Origin of the sequence: Candidatus Nitrosopumilus sp., from assembly GCF_965262695.1 — an archaeon.
Taxonomy (GTDB): domain Archaea; phylum Thermoproteota; class Nitrososphaeria; order Nitrososphaerales; family Nitrosopumilaceae; genus Nitrosopumilus.
Map to the genome: position 1 here is coordinate 1,103,886 of NZ_OZ253550.1, position 16,437 is coordinate 1,120,322.

A 16,437-nucleotide genomic window follows, 5' to 3' on the forward strand; every position below is an offset into this window, starting at 1 on the left:
TCGAATTATAGTAAAAACATGGAATCAAAATGAAATCAGCAATTTTAATCACGTATGATAAGGAAGATGTGGTTAATGAGGCCAAGGGACTTTGTGATGCGGCTGGTTTTCAAGTAGTTCATACAATGAAACAGAAATTCTTGAAAAAACCAAAGTATGGAATAAGTGGTGGAATTTTAGAAAATCTTGAAGAGATTGCTGGAAAAATTAGACCTGATGTTATCGTGTTTGATGAGGTGTTAAAACCAAGTCAAAATTACAATTTGGCATCAGTATTACATAGAGAGGTATTAGATAGAGAAGCATTGATTCTTGAAATTTTTGAAAGCAGAGCATCAAGCTCAGAATCAAAATTACAAGTAAAGTTAGCCCAATTAAGATATGAAATGGCAAGAGCAAAAGAAAAGGTTCGACTTTCAAGTATGGGTGAACAACCAGGGTTTATGGGAATAGGAAAATTCGAAGTCGATGTTTACTATAATGATATCAAACATAGAATGAATACCGTTAGATCAAAATTAGAAAAAGCTGGAAAACAAAGAGAACTACATAGACAAGGAAGGAAAAGAATGGGATTCAAAACAATTTCACTTGCAGGATACACGTCAGCTGGAAAAACTACTTTGTTTAACATGATGACAGGAGAAACAAGAGACCAGAGCAGTGAATTGTTTACAACACTTTCAACCACTACAAGAAGAGTTACCATTAATCAAGAACCGTTTTTGATCTCGGATACAGTAGGTTTTATCAGCAAATTACCTGCATACATGATTGATGCATTCAAATCAACTTTGGAAGAATTAGGTCATACAGACATCATTATTGTGATAATAGACATTAGTGACTCAATTTTTGAGTTAAAAAAGAAATTTTCAAGCTGTATGAGAACACTTAGTGAATTAGGAGTGGAAAAAGACAGAATGGTATATGCACTAAATAAATCAGATTTGCTAGAAAATAATGAAATTGAAGAAAAAATAGAGACATTAAACTTGGTAGATAATAAAAAATGGATTCCGGTTTCTGCAAAAACAGGGAAAAATGTAAAACAACTCAAAGAATTGATAAAAGATATTTTGGAAAGTTACAATTCACACAAATTTGAAAAAAAGGTAGGAGTTGAAAAGACATTTGGTAATTGAAGTAGTACGAATAGGACAAAGATTAGTCAGAGATGACAGAGTTACAACTCATGTAGCATTAGTTTCAAGAGCATTTGGTGCAGAAACAATTTTCATGACAGAAGTCAATCCAGAAATTAAAAATACGTTAGGAAAAATTAACGAAACATGGGGCGGTAATTTTACAATTGAGTTTATTGAAAATTGGAAACCAATTATCAAAAAGAAAAGAACAGATGGATTCAAAATAGTACATCTCTCAATGTATGGTGAAAAAATTAATGATATTCAAGAAAAAATTCGAGGAGAAGAAAAATTGTTAATAGTTGTTGGTGCTGAAAAGGTTCCTCGTGAAATTTATGAATTGGCAGATTACAATGTTGGAATAGGTAGTCAGCCTCATTCTGAGATAAGTGCACTTGCCATACTTTTAGATCGTATTCAAGAAGGTCAACAGTTTGAGAAAGAGTTTCCAGATGCAAAGAGGAAGATCATACCCACAAAAACAGGCAAAAATGTACAGGTAAAAGAAACAAGGGATTAATAATAGATCATCAGGAGAAATTAGAGTTGGTAGACAAATACGAAGATCCTTTTGTCAGAATCGCTTCAATGATTGGAGGAGACGAATATCTCAAAGTAGCTCGTTCATTATTGAAAGCAGAAGATGCAACTGATGAAGAAATTGCCAGTTCTACAGGACTTAGAATCAACATGGTAAGAAAAGTATTGTATGATCTTTTTGGAAAATCACTCATCACAGGAATTAGAGTAAAAGATGAAAGAAAAGGATGGTTTGTTTACAGATGGAGAACTCGAAGAGAAGAAGTAGAGCACTTTATTGAAAATCAAAAAAAGAAAATCGAAGAGAGATTACAACAAAGACTAGACTATGAAAATGCATCAGACTTTTACCATTGTGGAAATGAAGACTGTCCAAGAGTAACATTTGAGGATGCACTTGAAGGGATGTTCAAATGTCCATCATGTGGAAATGTCCTTAATCTAAAAAAGAACGATAAATCAAAAAAAGCATATCAAAAGAAAATTGATGAAATCAAAAAGGATATGCAACAAATTTTCTAATTAGATTTGAGTATAAAGTTACTAAATTAAATAGGAGATACAGTTCCAAAAAATCCTTGAGTCAGATTACTACAGTTAATCCTACAACAGGTGAAGATATCACAACATTTTCGGCAATGGATAAAGATCAGGTATTTGAGTTAGTCAGAAAAGCAAAAAGAGCATTTCCCGAATGGAAAAAAGATTATGAAAAACGTAGAAGTTACATTTACAATTTAGTTGAACATTTAAAGAAAAACAAGACAGAGTTAGCAAAAATTGCAACCAGTGAAATGGGAAAGGCACTAAAAGAATCAATTGGAGAAGTTGAAAAATGTGCATGGGCTTTAGAATTTTATGCAGACCACGGAGATAGTTTCCTTACAGATGAAGTCCTAAATACAGATGCAAGAAAGAGTTTTCTTACATTTGAGCCACTAGGAGTAATTGGTTCTATTATGCCATGGAACTTTCCATATTGGCAAGCTCTAAGATTTGCAGCTCCATGTTTGATGGCAGGAAATGTAATTGTGATGAAGCCATCTAGAGTCACCATGCAATCAGGAATTGAAATTGAAAAAGCATTTGCAGATGCAGGAATACCTGAAGGGATATTTTCAACCGTAGTTGGAAGTGTAGATTCTGCAAATCATCTTATTGATTCAGAAGTTAATGCTGTGACATTTACTGGAAGTACCAATGCAGGAGCAAAAGTTGGGGAGAGAGCTGCAATGAATCTAAAAAAATGTGTTTTAGAATTAGGAGGAAGTGATCCTTTCATTGTTTTAGATGATGCCATTATAGAAAAGGCAGCTGAAGGAGCAGTAAAAGGCAGATTTATCAATTGTGGACAAAGTTGTGTAGCCTCAAAAAGATTCTTTGTAGGTAAGAATATTGCTAAAGACTTTATCGAATTATTCATCAAAAAAGCTTCTCAACTCAAAGTTGGAGATCCAATGTCAATTGATACAGATGTCGGACCACTATCAAGCAAGGACGGATTAGAAACAATTTCAGGAATTGTTGAGGACGCAAAGGCAAAAGGTGCTGAAGTACTTTTAGGAGGAGAAGAGATGGATGGAAATGGATATTTCTACAAACCAACAATTCTAACAAACATTACACCAGACATGAGAATTGCAAAAGAAGAAACATTTGGACCAGTAGCACCAATAACAATTGTTGATAATGAAAGTGAAGCAGTCAAAATGGCAAATGATAGTGAGTTTGGATTAGGAGCAAGTATTTGGACAAAAGATCTTGCCAAAGCAGACAAGATGTCAAGAAGAATTGAATCAGGAATTGTTAGTGTAAACAACGTGGTAATTTCAGATCCAAGAATTCCTTTTGGTGGAATAAAACACAGTGGATTTGGGAGGGAATTATCAAGATATGGAATGTTAGAATTTGTAAATCTAAAATCAGTCAGATTCTATGATAACCTAACACATCATCATTACGTAGAATAATTTTTTACAGTTGAAATTATGAGCATCCTTTAAGTATAATTTTAGCGTATTATACAGTGACGAGGACACTCGATGACATGTATTGTTGAGTGAAGATCAAAGAGATCTTGGGAACGCCTTGAGCTTTGAGGTACATTCAGAGTTCATGATTCCTCTGCGACAAAGTCCTCGTCAAATTCTTCATCATCTTCGTCGTCTTCATCACATTCTTCTAATTCTACATGTGTCGGAGTTCCATCATCTCCAAAGAAAATTTCAATACAAATGTCAGTAGATAATGTAGATGCTAAAGTTTCGGCCAATTCTTTTGGAAAGTTTCCCAATCTACTTGGATCAGATGAATATCGATATTCAGTGACTATATCATCATGATAGAAATCTAATTCAATGTCACCATTTGCAAATTTTCGTACAGAAACCACTTGACCAAATAGACTGTCAGCCAAGCCTAATTTCCTTGCTCAGCAACATCTCGTGTGAGATTTTCGGCAAGATCTTCATAATGTTGTCGAGATTTCCCTAAATCCTTGAGTTTTGCTGCTTCAATTTCATTTAATTCTCCATCTACCTTCTGTGCAACATATTGTAATCGAGCTTCTGCCATCATAAACAGTCGATTATTTTCTTTCCAAAGATGTTCCGTGATATGTTCTACATACTGTTTCATATCAGAAATTAATTTCTCAGAATCACCTGAAGAAAGATATTCTTTTGCAGAAGATTCCATGTTTGCTGCAATCTCTCTAGAACGCTCATGATCAATTAACATCATTGCGATAGGACCCATATTTTTTGGCAGCCCAGCTTGTTCTAATGCAGGGAACAAAGAATTTTCTTCTTTACTGTGATGACAAACATCTGTAAAGTTTTTTGAAAAATCAATAACAGGTAGTAAGATTGATTCAGGAATTTTTTTATTTTCATTTAATAATTGAATAGTTGCATCCATTGCTTTGACAACTTTTTCAATTAACTCATGATCACGTCTTAATGATGCAGTTGACATGTTGAGTTGAGATTTTTTCCAGTATCTATATCTTATTTTTTAAAATAATTAAAAGATAGAAAGTGTTAACGATTTATCGTTAACAAGTGGGTTTAACGATTAGAAAGGCTTTTTGATTTTACAAATGCCCAAATCTTTTTAGTCATTTCACTTGGAGCAATTGGTTTTTTACCAAATATTTGTTCAGCAGTTTCTGTACGACCTGCAAAACTAATAGCATATCCACCAAATGCGGGTTTTTTTGCTTTTGATTTAGTTGCTTTCTTTTTTGGTGCAGCTTTCTTTTTTGGTACAGCCTTCTTTTTTGTGGTAGTTTTTCTTTTAGTTGTTTTCTTTTTTACTGCCAATTTCTTGTAGTTGTATTCGAAATAAAGTATAAGAACTTAGAGCTTTTCATAATGTAAAACTAGATGGTTTTTGAGCCTCTTTACAGATTTGAGTCTAAGATTAGGCGAATTGGAAATTTTGGAAAATCCAGTACCACGCAAATAAGAAATTGAATCATCACCACCAATCAAGAACGGAGATAAAGTTAGTATCATTTCATCAAAAAGATCTTGTTTGACAAATTCCCAGTTTACGGTTCCCCCTCCTTCAACTAGTATAGTCTTGATTTTCTTTTCTGAGAGTTTTTTCAATAATAATTTTAGATTGACAGAATCATTACCTACATTAATTATCTCAACAGGGAATTTCTGTAGTTTATCGAGATTTTTTTTGGTAATCTGTTTAGATACTGCAATTATAGTTGGAATTTTACTACTTGATTTTAAAATTTTTGATGTTTTAGAAATAGTTCCTTTAGAATCTAAAACAATTCTAATGGGATTTTTTCCTTTAACATAACGAACCGTTAGTTGAGGATCATCACGTGACACAGTATTTTTGCCAATAAGAATTGCATCAACATTTGAACGTAATTTATGAAGTCTTTGAATATCATTTTTGGATGAAAGTTTTGAGTCATTTGTTTTGGTTGCAATTTTTCCATCAACAGATATTGCTCCACTCAGAATAACACGAGGTCTAGATTTTTCCATGAACAATTTTACCTCCAATCATTACTGCTTGTATTACAGATTCTGATGCTCTATGAACAATTGATGCATAAGGCTCATGCATTGGTTCTAAATCTAATGCATGTTTGTTGAGAAATACACAATCAGCAATTTTTTTAGTTTCAATTACTCCGATATCTTTTTTCAATATTTTTCCACCATTTACAGTAGCCATTTTCAAGATTTCTTTAGGATTGATTCTTTTCTTTTGAATGCCCATCGTAACTTTCCAAAGATAGTCCATTTCTCTGAACATATCAGGCGAGTTTATCATGACATTATCTGTGCCTAATGCCAGCATACATCCAGATTTTTGCATCAAAGTAATGTCAGGAATTCCTTCAGCCAAGGAGGCATTAGCTCTTGGACAAATTACTATTCCTCGGATTTTTTTTGCTGCCACATGAAGATCACTTTTTGATGCATGAGTCATATGAACAAGGAAATGAGGTTTTAGAGATAATGCTCTAATCGTTTCAGATTTTCCAGTCATTTTTTTAGATTTTGCAACGCTTTGTTTTGTTTCAGCAGAATGAATTGCCCTAATCTTTGATGTTTTTGAGTAATGATTCAAAACTGAAGTACTGTTCTCATTTGCGCCACTAACACCAATACCGTCACATTTTTGAATAATCAAAGGTAATTCCTGAGCTTTTTCTTTTGGGAGGGGTAGATTTTTTAGAATTTCAACAGAATTTTGGTAAAAATCTACTCTGCCTAAGATAATTGATCGTATAGGAATTTCAGATAATGTTTTTTTCAATAAAATAACACCATCTAGTCCCCCTTCTCTAAAATCAACAAAAGTGGTAATTCCTTTTCTAATCATTGAGTGACACGTATTTTTCATAAAATTTGACAAATTCTCAGGAGGAGTATTTTTTAGAATTTTTGATTTTGCACCAAAAACAGGATGTATTTTTTTATCTACCGAACTATCTAAAGTGACATCTTTTCCAATCGAGTCACCAATGTGAGTATGTGCGTTGATGAATCCTGGAATCATTAAGAGACCTTCGCAATCAATGGAATCTTCCTTGCCACTAGGTTTGATGTTAGATTGAATTCGTTTGAATCTACCATTTTGAATTTGTACATTTGTTTTTGAAACAAATTCCAGTTCTTTTCCTAAAAGGAGACTAATATTTTTGATTAACATGATAATTCATAAACTTCAGGTTTTTCTTTTCCTGAATCTCGAATTTCACGAATTGTATCAAGTGATTTTGTGGCTAATTTTACAGCATCTCTACATGTAGGAGCATTACCAATACCACAATTCAGAAAAATTTTATCATCGTTTTTTATCATATTAATGAAATCCTGTACAGAATTTTTTCCTTCGTCACTTGCTACTACCATAAAGTTATCACCACCCATAAAGAATGTCAATGAGTTTTTTTCTAGAAAATATTTTGACATTTTTGAATATAAATGAAAAATTATTGATGAAATTTCATATGGAGAGTTTGTTGTTCTTTGAGATGTAAGATCATCAACATCCAAATGCATGATAGTAACTTTGGATTTAGATGTGTCATTAACAAAACCAAAAATATTGTATTGTTTATCTAGAACAATTTCATTTTTCTTTCCTTCATATGCTTTCAAATTTGCTTCAAATGGAGATTCAGCAAAACCAATTGAAATTGTAAGGTGTACTTCAAATGATTTTTCAAGTGTTTTTTGAATTTGAATATGTTCTTCTAAACTAATACCATTTGAAACAACAAAAAATTCGTCAGATCTATTTAGAAAAACAAGACAATTTTTCTCGGAAAATAATTGTTGTAGTTGTTTGTACAAGGAGGCCTGAAGCATTTGTAGTTCATGTTCTCTGTCACTGCCTAAAGTTAAAGTCCATGGACCATAACCTGTTATTTTCAAAATACTTAGCTGAATCATTTTTGAATCCTTTTTAGTTCTGATGAAATTTTTACTACTGCCTCTACAGCACGTTCAGCTACAGGTCTAATTCGAGCATGAGCGTGTCTTTCTTGCATTCCAGGACCAGATATGCCTAGAGATACAGGTTTTTGATATTTTATAGATAAATCAGTCAGAGCTTGAGCAGCAGCATGAGAAATAACTTCATCGTGTTTAGTTTGTCCTTTGATAATGGCACCTAAAGTAACTACAGCATCAACATCATTTTTTTGCAATAAAGCATCAACAATTATGGGCATATCATACGCACCAGGAACAGAACACGTATGAGTTATTTTCAATTTCAGAGAATCAGCTTTTTCTTGTGCAACTGAGTGCATTCTAGATGTCACTTCGTCATTGAATTCCGAAACTACTAAAGCAATGTTCAAAATTAATGCACCTTGGCGTATTCTAATAGCTCTTTTCCATCAATCAATGGAATTCCATTTTGTTTTGCAAATTTTTCTGCTTTATCAACAGATAATGCAGTATATGTTTCAGCATCCATCATTTCACATATTGCAGTGACAGGAGTCAAACCAGCAAGTTGTGTAAGATAAACAGACATTTCTGTATGGCCTTGACGTGCTGCTAACAAACCTTTTGAGGCAATCAACAAGGGAACGTGTCCTGGAGTTTTAAAAGATGATACAAACTTTTTTTGTTTGTTTTCGACATTGTAGATATTTGCCATTTCACGTATTGTCAAAGATCTATCATTGTCAGTAATTCCAGTATAAGTTTGATAATGATTTACAGATAAGGAGAATGTTGGATGATCACCATAAGGGGCCAATCCCATAATCATTTCTTTATTTGAGATAGAAGAATCAGATAAAATTTCATGCATGTATTTTAGTTCAAGTGAATTTGCAAATTGATTATCTATTGCAATGCAGAGTAATCCACCTGCATGTTGACGCATTCTAGCAACATGTTCTGGAGTTACAAATTCTGCTGCTACTACCATATCAATCTCATTTTCTCGCCCAGCAGAGTCAAACAAGAGTACAAACTCTCCTCTTTTTAGAGATTGTAATGCAGTTTCAAGAGACATAAACCAGAAAATCCTCAAACTGATTATAAAGTTTACTTAAAAATTGGTAATTACCAATAAAGTGGTAGGTTATTAGGTTTATTTTAGAATGTATTTTCCAAGAATGTCAGTTTCAATATTAACTTTGTCGCCTACTTTTTTTGTTTGAAAATTTGTAACTTCAATTGTATGAGGAATTAATGAAACAGACGCAAGATTTTTTTTAATATCAGTGACAGTTAGACTGATTCCATCAACTGCAATAGAACCTTTTTTGACCACATATTTTGCTAGTTTTTTAGGTACTTCAAACCAAACTTGAACTTCTTTGGGCTTTTTTAGAATTTTTTTGATTATTCCTACACCATCTACATGTCCTAAAACAAAATGGCCTTCTAGTCGATCTCCAGCCTTTAGGCTTCGTTCAATGTTTACAATTCCACCAACTTCAAGATTTCCAAGATCTGTTTTCTTTGTTGTTTCTTCAATCATTTCAAATAGACAATTAGATTTTGTGAGTTTTGTTGCAGTAAGACAAACACCATTTAGTGCTACACTTTGTCCGATTTTCAATCCTTTTGCATGCTTTCCCAAGTTTACAGTCATTTGTACTGCACTACGATTTTTTGTATTTTTAGAAATTTTTTCTACTTTTCCTATTCCTTCAACAATTCCTGTAAACATCAAAATCATCTACAAATTCACGTATAAAATGATTTAGTTAATTTTCATAAGATTACTTTGAATCTAATTGTTCAAATTCATTTTCACAAACTTGATGAAAGAGAGAACATTTGTTTTCTTTTGCTGCCAGTTTGATTTTTTCCATATCTTTGTTAAGAATTCCCTGAGCTGCCAGAAATGCGTTATCACTATCACCTAATTTTTCAAATAGTTTGGATTTTGCAAGAGGTATCTCTTTGAGGCTAGAATCAACTGATTGGGCCTTGTCGTAAAATTCTATTGCAATTTCATAATTTCCCAAGTGACTATGAGATATAGCCTTGTTCATCAAAGCCGTAACATCATTTTGATCTATTGCAAGTGATTTTTCATAGTATTCAAGTGCCTCCTTGTGTTGATTTAATTCATTTAATGACAAACCCATACTGTTTAATGCCCAAGAGTCATTAGGATTAGAAGAAAGGATTTCTTTGCATAATTTTAAAACTAGGTGATAATCACCCAAACTTTCTAGTGCATAGATTTTATTTTTTAATGCATAAGTATCTGATTTCTTTATTTCAAGAACCTTATCACAGTAAGATATAGCTTCTTGATATTTTTTCAGATAAATCAGAGACAGGCAAATATTTTGAAGTGCAACCATATCATTAGGAATTTTTTCGAGTAGTCCCTTGCAGTAATTATACATCTCTTCATATTTTCCTGCATTAAACATTCTAGTTATGACATTGTTAGGATCTAGAAGATTAACCATTTCTAATAATTAGAATAATTTCATTATCTTTAATCTATTCTGAAAAGAGGTAATCCTTCAGTTATTTTAGGACTTTACGAATGGTTTCGTTTAGTACTTTAGAATAACTATAGGAGGCTTGTTCTTGTTGAATTAATTTTGCTTGACGAAGTCTAAGTTTTTTATCAATGTCATCATCGATCATTATTGTTACTCGTTTTGCCATGTGAAAAAGTATGAGAATTATAATATAACATTATGTGAGGAGTCCCAAAACTGGGAATTAGGTGTTTATGCTTGAAATAACGTGCTCAATATTGAAGGGTTTTTGAACTACAATTACATTCAGTTTTTGTAATTTTTCTTCAGTTGCCGTTGTAGTATCAGCTGTAACTGCAATTATACGTGCTTTGGGTTGGATTTCTTGTATTTTCTTGATTGCATAAAACCCTGAACCATTAGGCATGTTAATATCAATAAGAGTAACATCAGGTTTCAATTTTTTATACAGTTTCACTGCAGTAACACCATCAAATCCATTTCCTACAATATTGATTCCCTTTTCCTCAAGAAATTCAGAAAATAGTCGAACAGTATCCTCATCATCATCAATAATAATAACAGATTTGCTCATGAATTAATAAAACAAATGTGTTCTTTATATTTTAGATCTCCAGACACCATATATGCCAGGATTAGACAAATTAATTTCAATATCATTACCCACCAAAATCAAGAAAAAAATTGATGCAGATACACTAAAAAAAATTGAACGTGAATTATTTTTAGAACATGGAATGTCAATCAAACTTGCAACTGAACATTTTCAAACATTATTAAAAATTATTAAAAAAAATTCTGAATTAGACATTAATGAATTTGAAAATGAATGTCTAAAAGAAATTATTCAAGTAAAAAAAGTGAAAGAAAATTATAATCTAACTATACTTGATTCAAAACTAGTTCACATTATTTTAGACATGTTTGGGGATGATGAGACTAGGGAGATGATCATATCAATTCTAAAAAGTGAACACACCATACCAGAAATTCTAAGAGAATCAGGAATACCTAAAACCACAGGATATAGAAAAATAGAAAATCTTCTAATCAATGGATTTTTTATAGAGACAGGAAAAGTTCTAAGTGAAAGTAAAAAAATATCAAAAATTCAATGTGTTTTTCAAGAAATTTTGATAGATGCCAAAAAAGAAAAGCTCATAGTCAGTGGAATTGTGCCTAAACAGATATTTGAAAAAAGCACAACAATGAAAAATATAATTAAAAATTTAGAATGAACTATTTTACAAGCTCAAGTAGTGCTTTTGCCTGTTTATAGTGAACTTCATCAATCATTTTTCCATCAACAGTAGTAGCACCTTTTCCTTTCTTTGTTGATTCAAGGTAAGTTTTACAGACTTTTTCAGCCCATTCAATTTCACCTTTGTTTGGATGAAATAATTTGTGAGTTATAGAAATATGATCTGGGTGGATGATGCTTTTTCCTGAATAACCCAAACTTTTTCCAATTTTGCAATCTTTTTCCAATCCCTTTGAATCTTTTAGATCTTGCCAAATAGCATCTATGGCAGATACACCAGCGGCGCGTGCATCTATAGGAATTTTTCTTCTAGAATATTTTGAGCCTTCAGCATCTTTGGTATATTCTACACCAATATCATTTAGAAGATCAAATACGCCAAATACTACTGCAACTACTCTTTTACTGCTAGAAGCAATTTGATATGTATTAACAACACCTTCTGCAGACTCTATTGAAGGAATTAGTTGGATTGGTTTTAGTTTTCGTGTTTTCTCTAATCCTGAAATAATTTTTTCAATTTTTTTTAGTTCTTGGGTATTGTTAACTTTAGGAATAACAATTCCATCAATTCCCTTTTGAACGATTTCTTTAAGATCAGATGGGATTTTTCCAGATACAGGAGAATTTGTGCGAACAAAAATTGAAGATTTGTATGATTTTCTAGATTTAAGAGCAGATTTGATTAGTTTTCTTGCATTTGTTTTTTCATTATCTGGAACAGAATCCTCTAAATCAAAACATACAATGTCAGCCTCTAGTCTTTTTGCTTTTTCTAGAAATCTAGGATTATTCCCAGGAACAAAAATGAGATTTCTGAAGAGCTGAGTCATTAAATGACTAAGCGCCTTCAGGCTTCATTAAGATTTTGCCAAAGAATTTACCATCTAACATTTTTGTGTGAGCCTCTGCGGCTTGTTCAAATGTATAGACAGAGTCAACAATGGACTTTAGTTTTCCTTGACCCATCCAGTAAAGACCTTGATCAAGTTCAGCTTTTGTTCCTTGTGTTGAACCTAAGACGTTAATTCCTTTGAAGAATATGTGTCTAAGATCTATTTGTGCATCATAACCTGTTGTTGCACCACATGAAACAAGAGATGCACCATACTTGAGTAAGGTTAGTTGCTTGTTGAAGTGAGTTTGACCAATATGATCAAATGCAATATCAATTCCAGGTGCTTCACCTTTTGTTTTTGCTATTTCTTTTGAAATTTTAAAGACTTCTTTTTGCCAATCGTCTTTTCTGTGGTCTACTGCATGATCTGCTCCAAGTTCTAGACATTTATCTAATTTGTCTGGACTTGCAGTTGCAATTACATCACAGTTGTATAATTTTGCAATTTGAATTGCAAAGCTTCCAACGCCAGAACCACCACCCATTACGAGTACTGTTTGTCCGGGAGTGATGTTAGCTCTACCAACTAACATGTGCCATGAAGTTAGAAGAGTCATTGAAGCTGCTGCTGCATCTTCATATGAAACACTATCAGGAATTTTTGAAACATTTACTTCTGGTAAATGAATTTGTTCAGAGTATGCACCCCATAGTGGTCCAGTTTGGAAACCCCAAACTTGTCTGCGGGTACAATCAAATTCTCTTCCATCAGTACATGCTTTACAAACTCTGCATGCCAAGTTTGAGTGAGAGACAACTCTGTCACCTACTTTGAAATTTTGTACATCTTCGCCTACTGCGATAACATCTCCAGCTACATCAGAACCTGAAACGTGTGGGAGAGGAACTGCTACTGGAACTCCTCTCATTCCCCAAATATCATTATAATTCAGGGCAGATGCTTTATTGGTAAAAATTACCTCATCTGGTTTTGGTTTTGGTTCGTCTATATCCTGGACTTTGAGGATCTTAGCGTAATTATCATCTGGTGCATATTCATTGTATACAACGGCTTTCATAAAATAACCGGCTGCCTACCCATAATTATATTTTATCTGAGATCAGACACGATTGAATTTAAAATCACGTTTTGGTTGCTGTGTGGAAAGTAAAATTTGCTTTAATTGATCGTCTGTGATTTGACCAGGGATTTTTCCCTGAGTTGCCATTCCTATCAGATATTGTTCAACAAGATCGGCTAATTCGGGTTTTACCATTTTGATATTGCTTAATCTCATTCTTGCTTCAGGAACAAGAATCTGTTTTAGAATTTGTTCTTTTTGTGCAGCTAGTTCATGATTTGTATTGTCTTGAGGTTGATCGTTTGATTCAGGAAAACTCATTTTGAATCTAAGTGTAAACTTTCAATTGAGGATTTTCAACAATCATTTCTTTTAGAATTTCTGTTGATAATCTGTCAAGTTTTTGCATACCTTGTTTAGAAATTACACGTCCTTTCTTCTCAACTTTTTCTAAATAACCTAATTTTTCTAATCCGTGAATAGCATTTCTAATAATTGCACCACCAGCATCTTTGTGATGAGCTGCACCATATCCAGATGGTTTACCACCACCATAATCTTTTCTTAATTCATTAATTCCAATTGGGCCATGAAGGTAAATTTTTCTCATAATTGAAGCACATCTAGTATGCCACCAATCACGGTTTTGTGGTGGTTTATCAGCATGAGCTCCGGTTTTTACAAATGGAATCCAAGAAGGAGCTGGAATATCTTCATTTTTTAGAGTATCAGCTAGTTTTCCTATCAATACATCTGCGGGTACATCGTATACCTTTGCCATGAAGACAAAAAATCGAGAATCGTCTTATAAATCATTGAGATATTATTTTGCGATACGTGTGCCCACACAAGTAGCAAGATATTCTGATCGACTTGACAGATGCCCTACCCAAACGAATTCTAGAATTTACTCCAGGTGCAATGAATGATTTGCATTTTTTGCAAAAAACCATCCTAAGTTCATAAGGCATTCGAATTTTGTGTCTAGTACTAATTCTACGAGCAAGAAGAGCTTGACGTTGAGAAAGTTCAGGATCAGTTCTTGCATTGCTAATTGCATTTTTTATTAGAATTTGCATTCGCTCCATTGCAAGTTTTCTTACTGCAGGTTTCACAATAATTTCTAAAATTACACCTAAAAATTACTTCTTATTGAAATCAAAGAAATGCAGTCAGCGGGATTCGAACCCGCGTCACAGGGTTGGAAACCCCGAATACTAACCAGGCTATACTATGACTGCAACAAAATGCAAATTTTGATGCCTACATAAAAATGGTTTTTTCGTACTCATAGAGCATTCTGGCAACTACAGTATGACCTTCAAAGGATTCATCACCAACAGAATACATTTGAGTGAATTGTTTTTCAATAGAATCTGAAAAATGTCCTTTTTGAAATCCTCCAAATACAAGACAATAATCATTATTGATCTCTCCTGCAATTTTTTCATATGAATTTTGAGTGCCTTTGGTAGAAAATCCAATTATTTTTGATGGATGTATTTCATCAATTAGTTCTGAGAAGGTTTTGTTTTTAATTTCAAGTAGTGTATCATTATTTGCTGTTATCTTTTTTTCTCTATACAATTTTTCAATTAGTCCTGCAAATCTATGATAAGATTTTGGTACATGTACGTTTTGACCAAATTGGATTACTTTATCATCAATTGTATGAACATAGAGTTTGATTTTGTTTTTTAAATAAAGTGGAATCGTTGTAGCTTCAAGTATTGAAAAATGTACAAGATCAGGTCTGCCTCTCTTTAATTCATTGTTGATTCCTTTCATTGCTGCAAAGTGCCATGAATTATCTAATAGAATTTCAGATGAAAGTTTTCCCAATTTTCTTGCATGAGAAATTACTGATGGATGATGTTTCAATTCAGATGGAACAAGCTCTAATGTAGATTCAGCTAAAACTATGGAAATCATTTTAGTTTAACATTTGAATTTGATTTTTAAATTCATTCCAACCTGGTTTGGGATTACCATTATCATCAAACAATCCAGCATTGCAGACATAATGGTTTAATCTCTCAATTACATGCTCACTACTACCAAAACCTGAACCACCTACGGTAAGTTTGTCTTCTCCAATCTCTTGTGCTTCAAAAGAACAGGTTCCATCAGGCTTGTCATTTTGCCTGTACCAAGTGAAAAACTCTAATTCTGATTCATTTTCTGCATAAAATTCAAATGATTTTTCTAAAAACTCAGTCTGAGAATCCTCATTACCCCCAACAAAATCAGAGGTACTCCAACTAATCTCAAAAATTGCAGCTTTTTTGTCACCGGTTAAATCAATGATTTCTTGTAATTCCTCTTTTGCTTGTTGTGGGGTTTTGACCATATCACCAACAGTATCTACAGGAGAATAAGTAAATGCAACAAAATCACCAACATCCAAGTCAGTCACAATATTTTGCAGATCCTTATTCAAAACTTGGTGTAAAGCAAATGCATTTCCAATTTTTACATCAGGATGTTTTTCTTTAATTTTATCATATATTCCAGTAAACAATTCTTTGTAAGGAGGAATATTTTGTTCATAGTATCTGAATTGAGATTCTGTTTCGCCTGCAAGAATTACAGTGTCAACAATATGATATCTAGACAATATTGCATCAAGAATGCTGACAACTCTATCTTCATTTAATGATTGAATAGGTGGCTTTCCAATCCAATTTGGAAATGGTCCTAGTGTTTCTCCATTAATTATTGAAAAGTAAAGTGTTACTTTGAGATCATTTTTTTGGTTAAAGCTCATCAAGGCATCAGAGTATTGCCAATTGTATTCACCACGTTCTGGTTCAATCAAATTCCAGAAAATATAGACATTGCTTCTTCCAATTCCAGATTCAGATGCAGTGGAATAGATTTCATCTAGTTCTTGTAATGTTACAGATTGATTTGGGGAATTTATCACTAGACCAATTTTCTCATTAGTCTTTTGAGAAGTAACTTCAGAGATAGGAGCATCATCAACACTAAAAACTCCAGCTGCAATTGCTATGACTACAGCCATGCCTATAGCCACGCCTAGAATCTTCTTATCCATACGAACTCAAAAAGAAAAGAAAGTAAAAAAG

Annotated in this window: 24 protein-coding genes and 1 tRNA gene; 5 read left to right on the plus strand and 20 right to left on the minus strand. The window is 33.0% G+C overall.

The genetic code is table 11. The annotated features are described in order from the left end of the window. Positions 1-29: 29 nt before the first annotated feature. From hflX to ACQY2P_RS06765, 4 genes are read left to right on the plus strand one after another with little or no spacing between them, the layout of a single operon-like run. Positions 30-1,145 (plus strand): GTPase HflX, encoded by a 1,116-nt coding sequence (gene hflX, locus ACQY2P_RS06750; RefSeq protein WP_428325899.1) that lies wholly within the window; start codon positions 30-32, stop codon positions 1,143-1,145. Continuing rightward, a complete protein-coding gene (locus tag ACQY2P_RS06755; protein ID WP_428325900.1) occupies positions 1,135-1,668 on the plus strand; it encodes a tRNA (cytidine(56)-2'-O)-methyltransferase in 534 nt (177 codons plus the stop codon). Before hflX ends, ACQY2P_RS06755 begins: the two co-directional genes overlap by 11 nt. 26 nt (positions 1,669-1,694) lie before the next feature. Then, a complete protein-coding gene (locus ACQY2P_RS06760) occupies positions 1,695-2,210 on the plus strand; it encodes a transcription factor (RefSeq protein WP_016939412.1) in 516 nt (171 codons plus the stop codon). Between the two features lie 56 nt (positions 2,211-2,266). Next, positions 2,267-3,658: an NAD-dependent succinate-semialdehyde dehydrogenase gene (locus tag ACQY2P_RS06765; protein WP_428325901.1), complete on the plus strand. Its 1,392-nt coding sequence runs from the start codon at positions 2,267-2,269 to the stop codon at positions 3,656-3,658. Between the two features lie 143 nt (positions 3,659-3,801). Here the strand turns inward: ACQY2P_RS06765 and ACQY2P_RS06770 are convergent, their stop codons facing one another. The 12 genes from ACQY2P_RS06770 to ACQY2P_RS06825 form a co-directional block, all read right to left on the minus strand. Then, the gene (locus ACQY2P_RS06770; protein ID WP_428325902.1) at positions 3,802-4,104 is read right to left on the minus strand and encodes a hypothetical protein; all 303 of its coding nucleotides are present in this window, start codon (positions 4,102-4,104) and stop codon (positions 3,802-3,804) included. Between the two features lie 2 nt (positions 4,105-4,106). Then, positions 4,107-4,664, minus strand: a complete 558-nt coding sequence (locus tag ACQY2P_RS06775; RefSeq protein ID WP_428325903.1) for a hemerythrin domain-containing protein — start codon at positions 4,662-4,664, stop codon at positions 4,107-4,109. A gap of 92 nt (positions 4,665-4,756) precedes the next feature. Next, complete coding sequence (locus ACQY2P_RS06780) at positions 4,757-5,011, minus strand: hypothetical protein (RefSeq protein ID WP_428325904.1); 255 nt, start codon at positions 5,009-5,011, stop codon at positions 4,757-4,759. A gap of 36 nt (positions 5,012-5,047) precedes the next feature. Next, positions 5,048-5,704 (minus strand): 2,5-diamino-6-(ribosylamino)-4(3H)-pyrimidinone 5'-phosphate reductase, encoded by a 657-nt coding sequence (locus ACQY2P_RS06785; protein WP_428325905.1) that lies wholly within the window; start codon positions 5,702-5,704, stop codon positions 5,048-5,050. Continuing rightward, positions 5,691-6,881, minus strand: coding sequence for an amidohydrolase family protein (locus tag ACQY2P_RS06790; RefSeq protein WP_428325906.1), 1,191 nt, complete (start codon positions 6,879-6,881; stop codon positions 5,691-5,693). The genes ACQY2P_RS06785 and ACQY2P_RS06790 overlap by 14 nt, the downstream gene beginning before the upstream one ends. Continuing rightward, on the minus strand, positions 6,875-7,627 hold the full coding sequence (locus tag ACQY2P_RS06795; protein ID WP_428325907.1) for a GTP cyclohydrolase IIa: 753 nt from the start codon (positions 7,625-7,627) through the stop codon (positions 6,875-6,877). Before ACQY2P_RS06795 ends, ACQY2P_RS06790 begins: the two co-directional genes overlap by 7 nt. Further along, entirely contained in the window at positions 7,624-8,040 is a 417-nt protein-coding gene (gene ribH / locus ACQY2P_RS06800) for a 6,7-dimethyl-8-ribityllumazine synthase (protein WP_428325908.1), read from the minus strand. The genes ACQY2P_RS06795 and ribH overlap by 4 nt, the downstream gene beginning before the upstream one ends. A 2-nt stretch (positions 8,041-8,042) precedes the next feature. Then, positions 8,043-8,708, minus strand: coding sequence for a 3,4-dihydroxy-2-butanone-4-phosphate synthase (ribB, locus tag ACQY2P_RS06805; protein ID WP_428325909.1), 666 nt, complete (start codon positions 8,706-8,708; stop codon positions 8,043-8,045). Positions 8,709-8,786: 78 nt separating this feature from the next. Next, positions 8,787-9,371 (minus strand): riboflavin synthase, encoded by a 585-nt coding sequence (locus ACQY2P_RS06810; protein ID WP_428325910.1) that lies wholly within the window; start codon positions 9,369-9,371, stop codon positions 8,787-8,789. 52 nt (positions 9,372-9,423) lie between these two features. Continuing rightward, positions 9,424-10,128 (minus strand): tetratricopeptide repeat protein, encoded by a 705-nt coding sequence (locus ACQY2P_RS06815; RefSeq protein ID WP_428325911.1) that lies wholly within the window; start codon positions 10,126-10,128, stop codon positions 9,424-9,426. 61 nt (positions 10,129-10,189) lie between these two features. Next, complete coding sequence (locus ACQY2P_RS06820; RefSeq protein ID WP_428325912.1) at positions 10,190-10,333, minus strand: hypothetical protein; 144 nt, start codon at positions 10,331-10,333, stop codon at positions 10,190-10,192. Between the two features lie 57 nt (positions 10,334-10,390). Next, entirely contained in the window at positions 10,391-10,741 is a 351-nt protein-coding gene (locus tag ACQY2P_RS06825; protein ID WP_428325913.1) for a response regulator, read from the minus strand. Positions 10,742-10,793: 52 nt separating this feature from the next. On the opposite strand from ACQY2P_RS06825, the gene ACQY2P_RS06830 reads away from it, so the two are divergent. After that, the gene (locus tag ACQY2P_RS06830) at positions 10,794-11,405 is read left to right on the plus strand and encodes a transcriptional regulator (RefSeq protein WP_428325914.1); all 612 of its coding nucleotides are present in this window, start codon (positions 10,794-10,796) and stop codon (positions 11,403-11,405) included. Position 11,406: 1 nt separating this feature from the next. On the opposite strand, the gene ACQY2P_RS06835 is transcribed toward ACQY2P_RS06830, so the two are convergent. The 8 genes from ACQY2P_RS06835 to ACQY2P_RS06870 all read right to left on the minus strand — a co-directional run bounded on the left by ACQY2P_RS06835 (position 11,407) and on the right by ACQY2P_RS06870 (position 16,406). Further along, a complete protein-coding gene (locus ACQY2P_RS06835) occupies positions 11,407-12,261 on the minus strand; it encodes an HpcH/HpaI aldolase/citrate lyase family protein (protein ID WP_428325915.1) in 855 nt (284 codons plus the stop codon). A 7-nt stretch (positions 12,262-12,268) separates the two neighbouring features. Further along, positions 12,269-13,345 carry a zinc-binding dehydrogenase gene (locus ACQY2P_RS06840; protein WP_428325270.1) on the minus strand — a complete coding sequence of 359 codons (1,077 nt, stop codon included), beginning with the start codon at positions 13,343-13,345 and terminating at the stop codon, positions 12,269-12,271. Positions 13,346-13,387: 42 nt separating this feature from the next. Next, entirely contained in the window at positions 13,388-13,669 is a 282-nt protein-coding gene (locus ACQY2P_RS06845; protein WP_428325916.1) for a DNA-binding protein, read from the minus strand. 7 nt (positions 13,670-13,676) lie between these two features. Further along, positions 13,677-14,129 (minus strand): 30S ribosomal protein S19e, encoded by a 453-nt coding sequence (locus ACQY2P_RS06850; RefSeq protein WP_428325917.1) that lies wholly within the window; start codon positions 14,127-14,129, stop codon positions 13,677-13,679. A 31-nt stretch (positions 14,130-14,160) separates the two neighbouring features. Beyond that, positions 14,161-14,427, minus strand: a complete 267-nt coding sequence (locus ACQY2P_RS06855) for a ribonuclease P protein component 4 (RefSeq protein ID WP_428327278.1) — start codon at positions 14,425-14,427, stop codon at positions 14,161-14,163. Between the two features lie 88 nt (positions 14,428-14,515). After that, positions 14,516-14,589: transfer RNA gene (locus ACQY2P_RS06860), tRNA-Gly, on the minus strand. Positions 14,590-14,611: 22 nt separating this feature from the next. Next, on the minus strand, positions 14,612-15,280 hold the full coding sequence (locus tag ACQY2P_RS06865) for a ribosome biogenesis protein (protein ID WP_428325918.1): 669 nt from the start codon (positions 15,278-15,280) through the stop codon (positions 14,612-14,614). Between the two features lies 1 nt (position 15,281). Beyond that, a complete protein-coding gene (locus ACQY2P_RS06870) occupies positions 15,282-16,406 on the minus strand; it encodes a hypothetical protein (RefSeq protein WP_428325919.1) in 1,125 nt (374 codons plus the stop codon). Between the last annotated feature and the right edge of the window lie 31 nt (positions 16,407-16,437).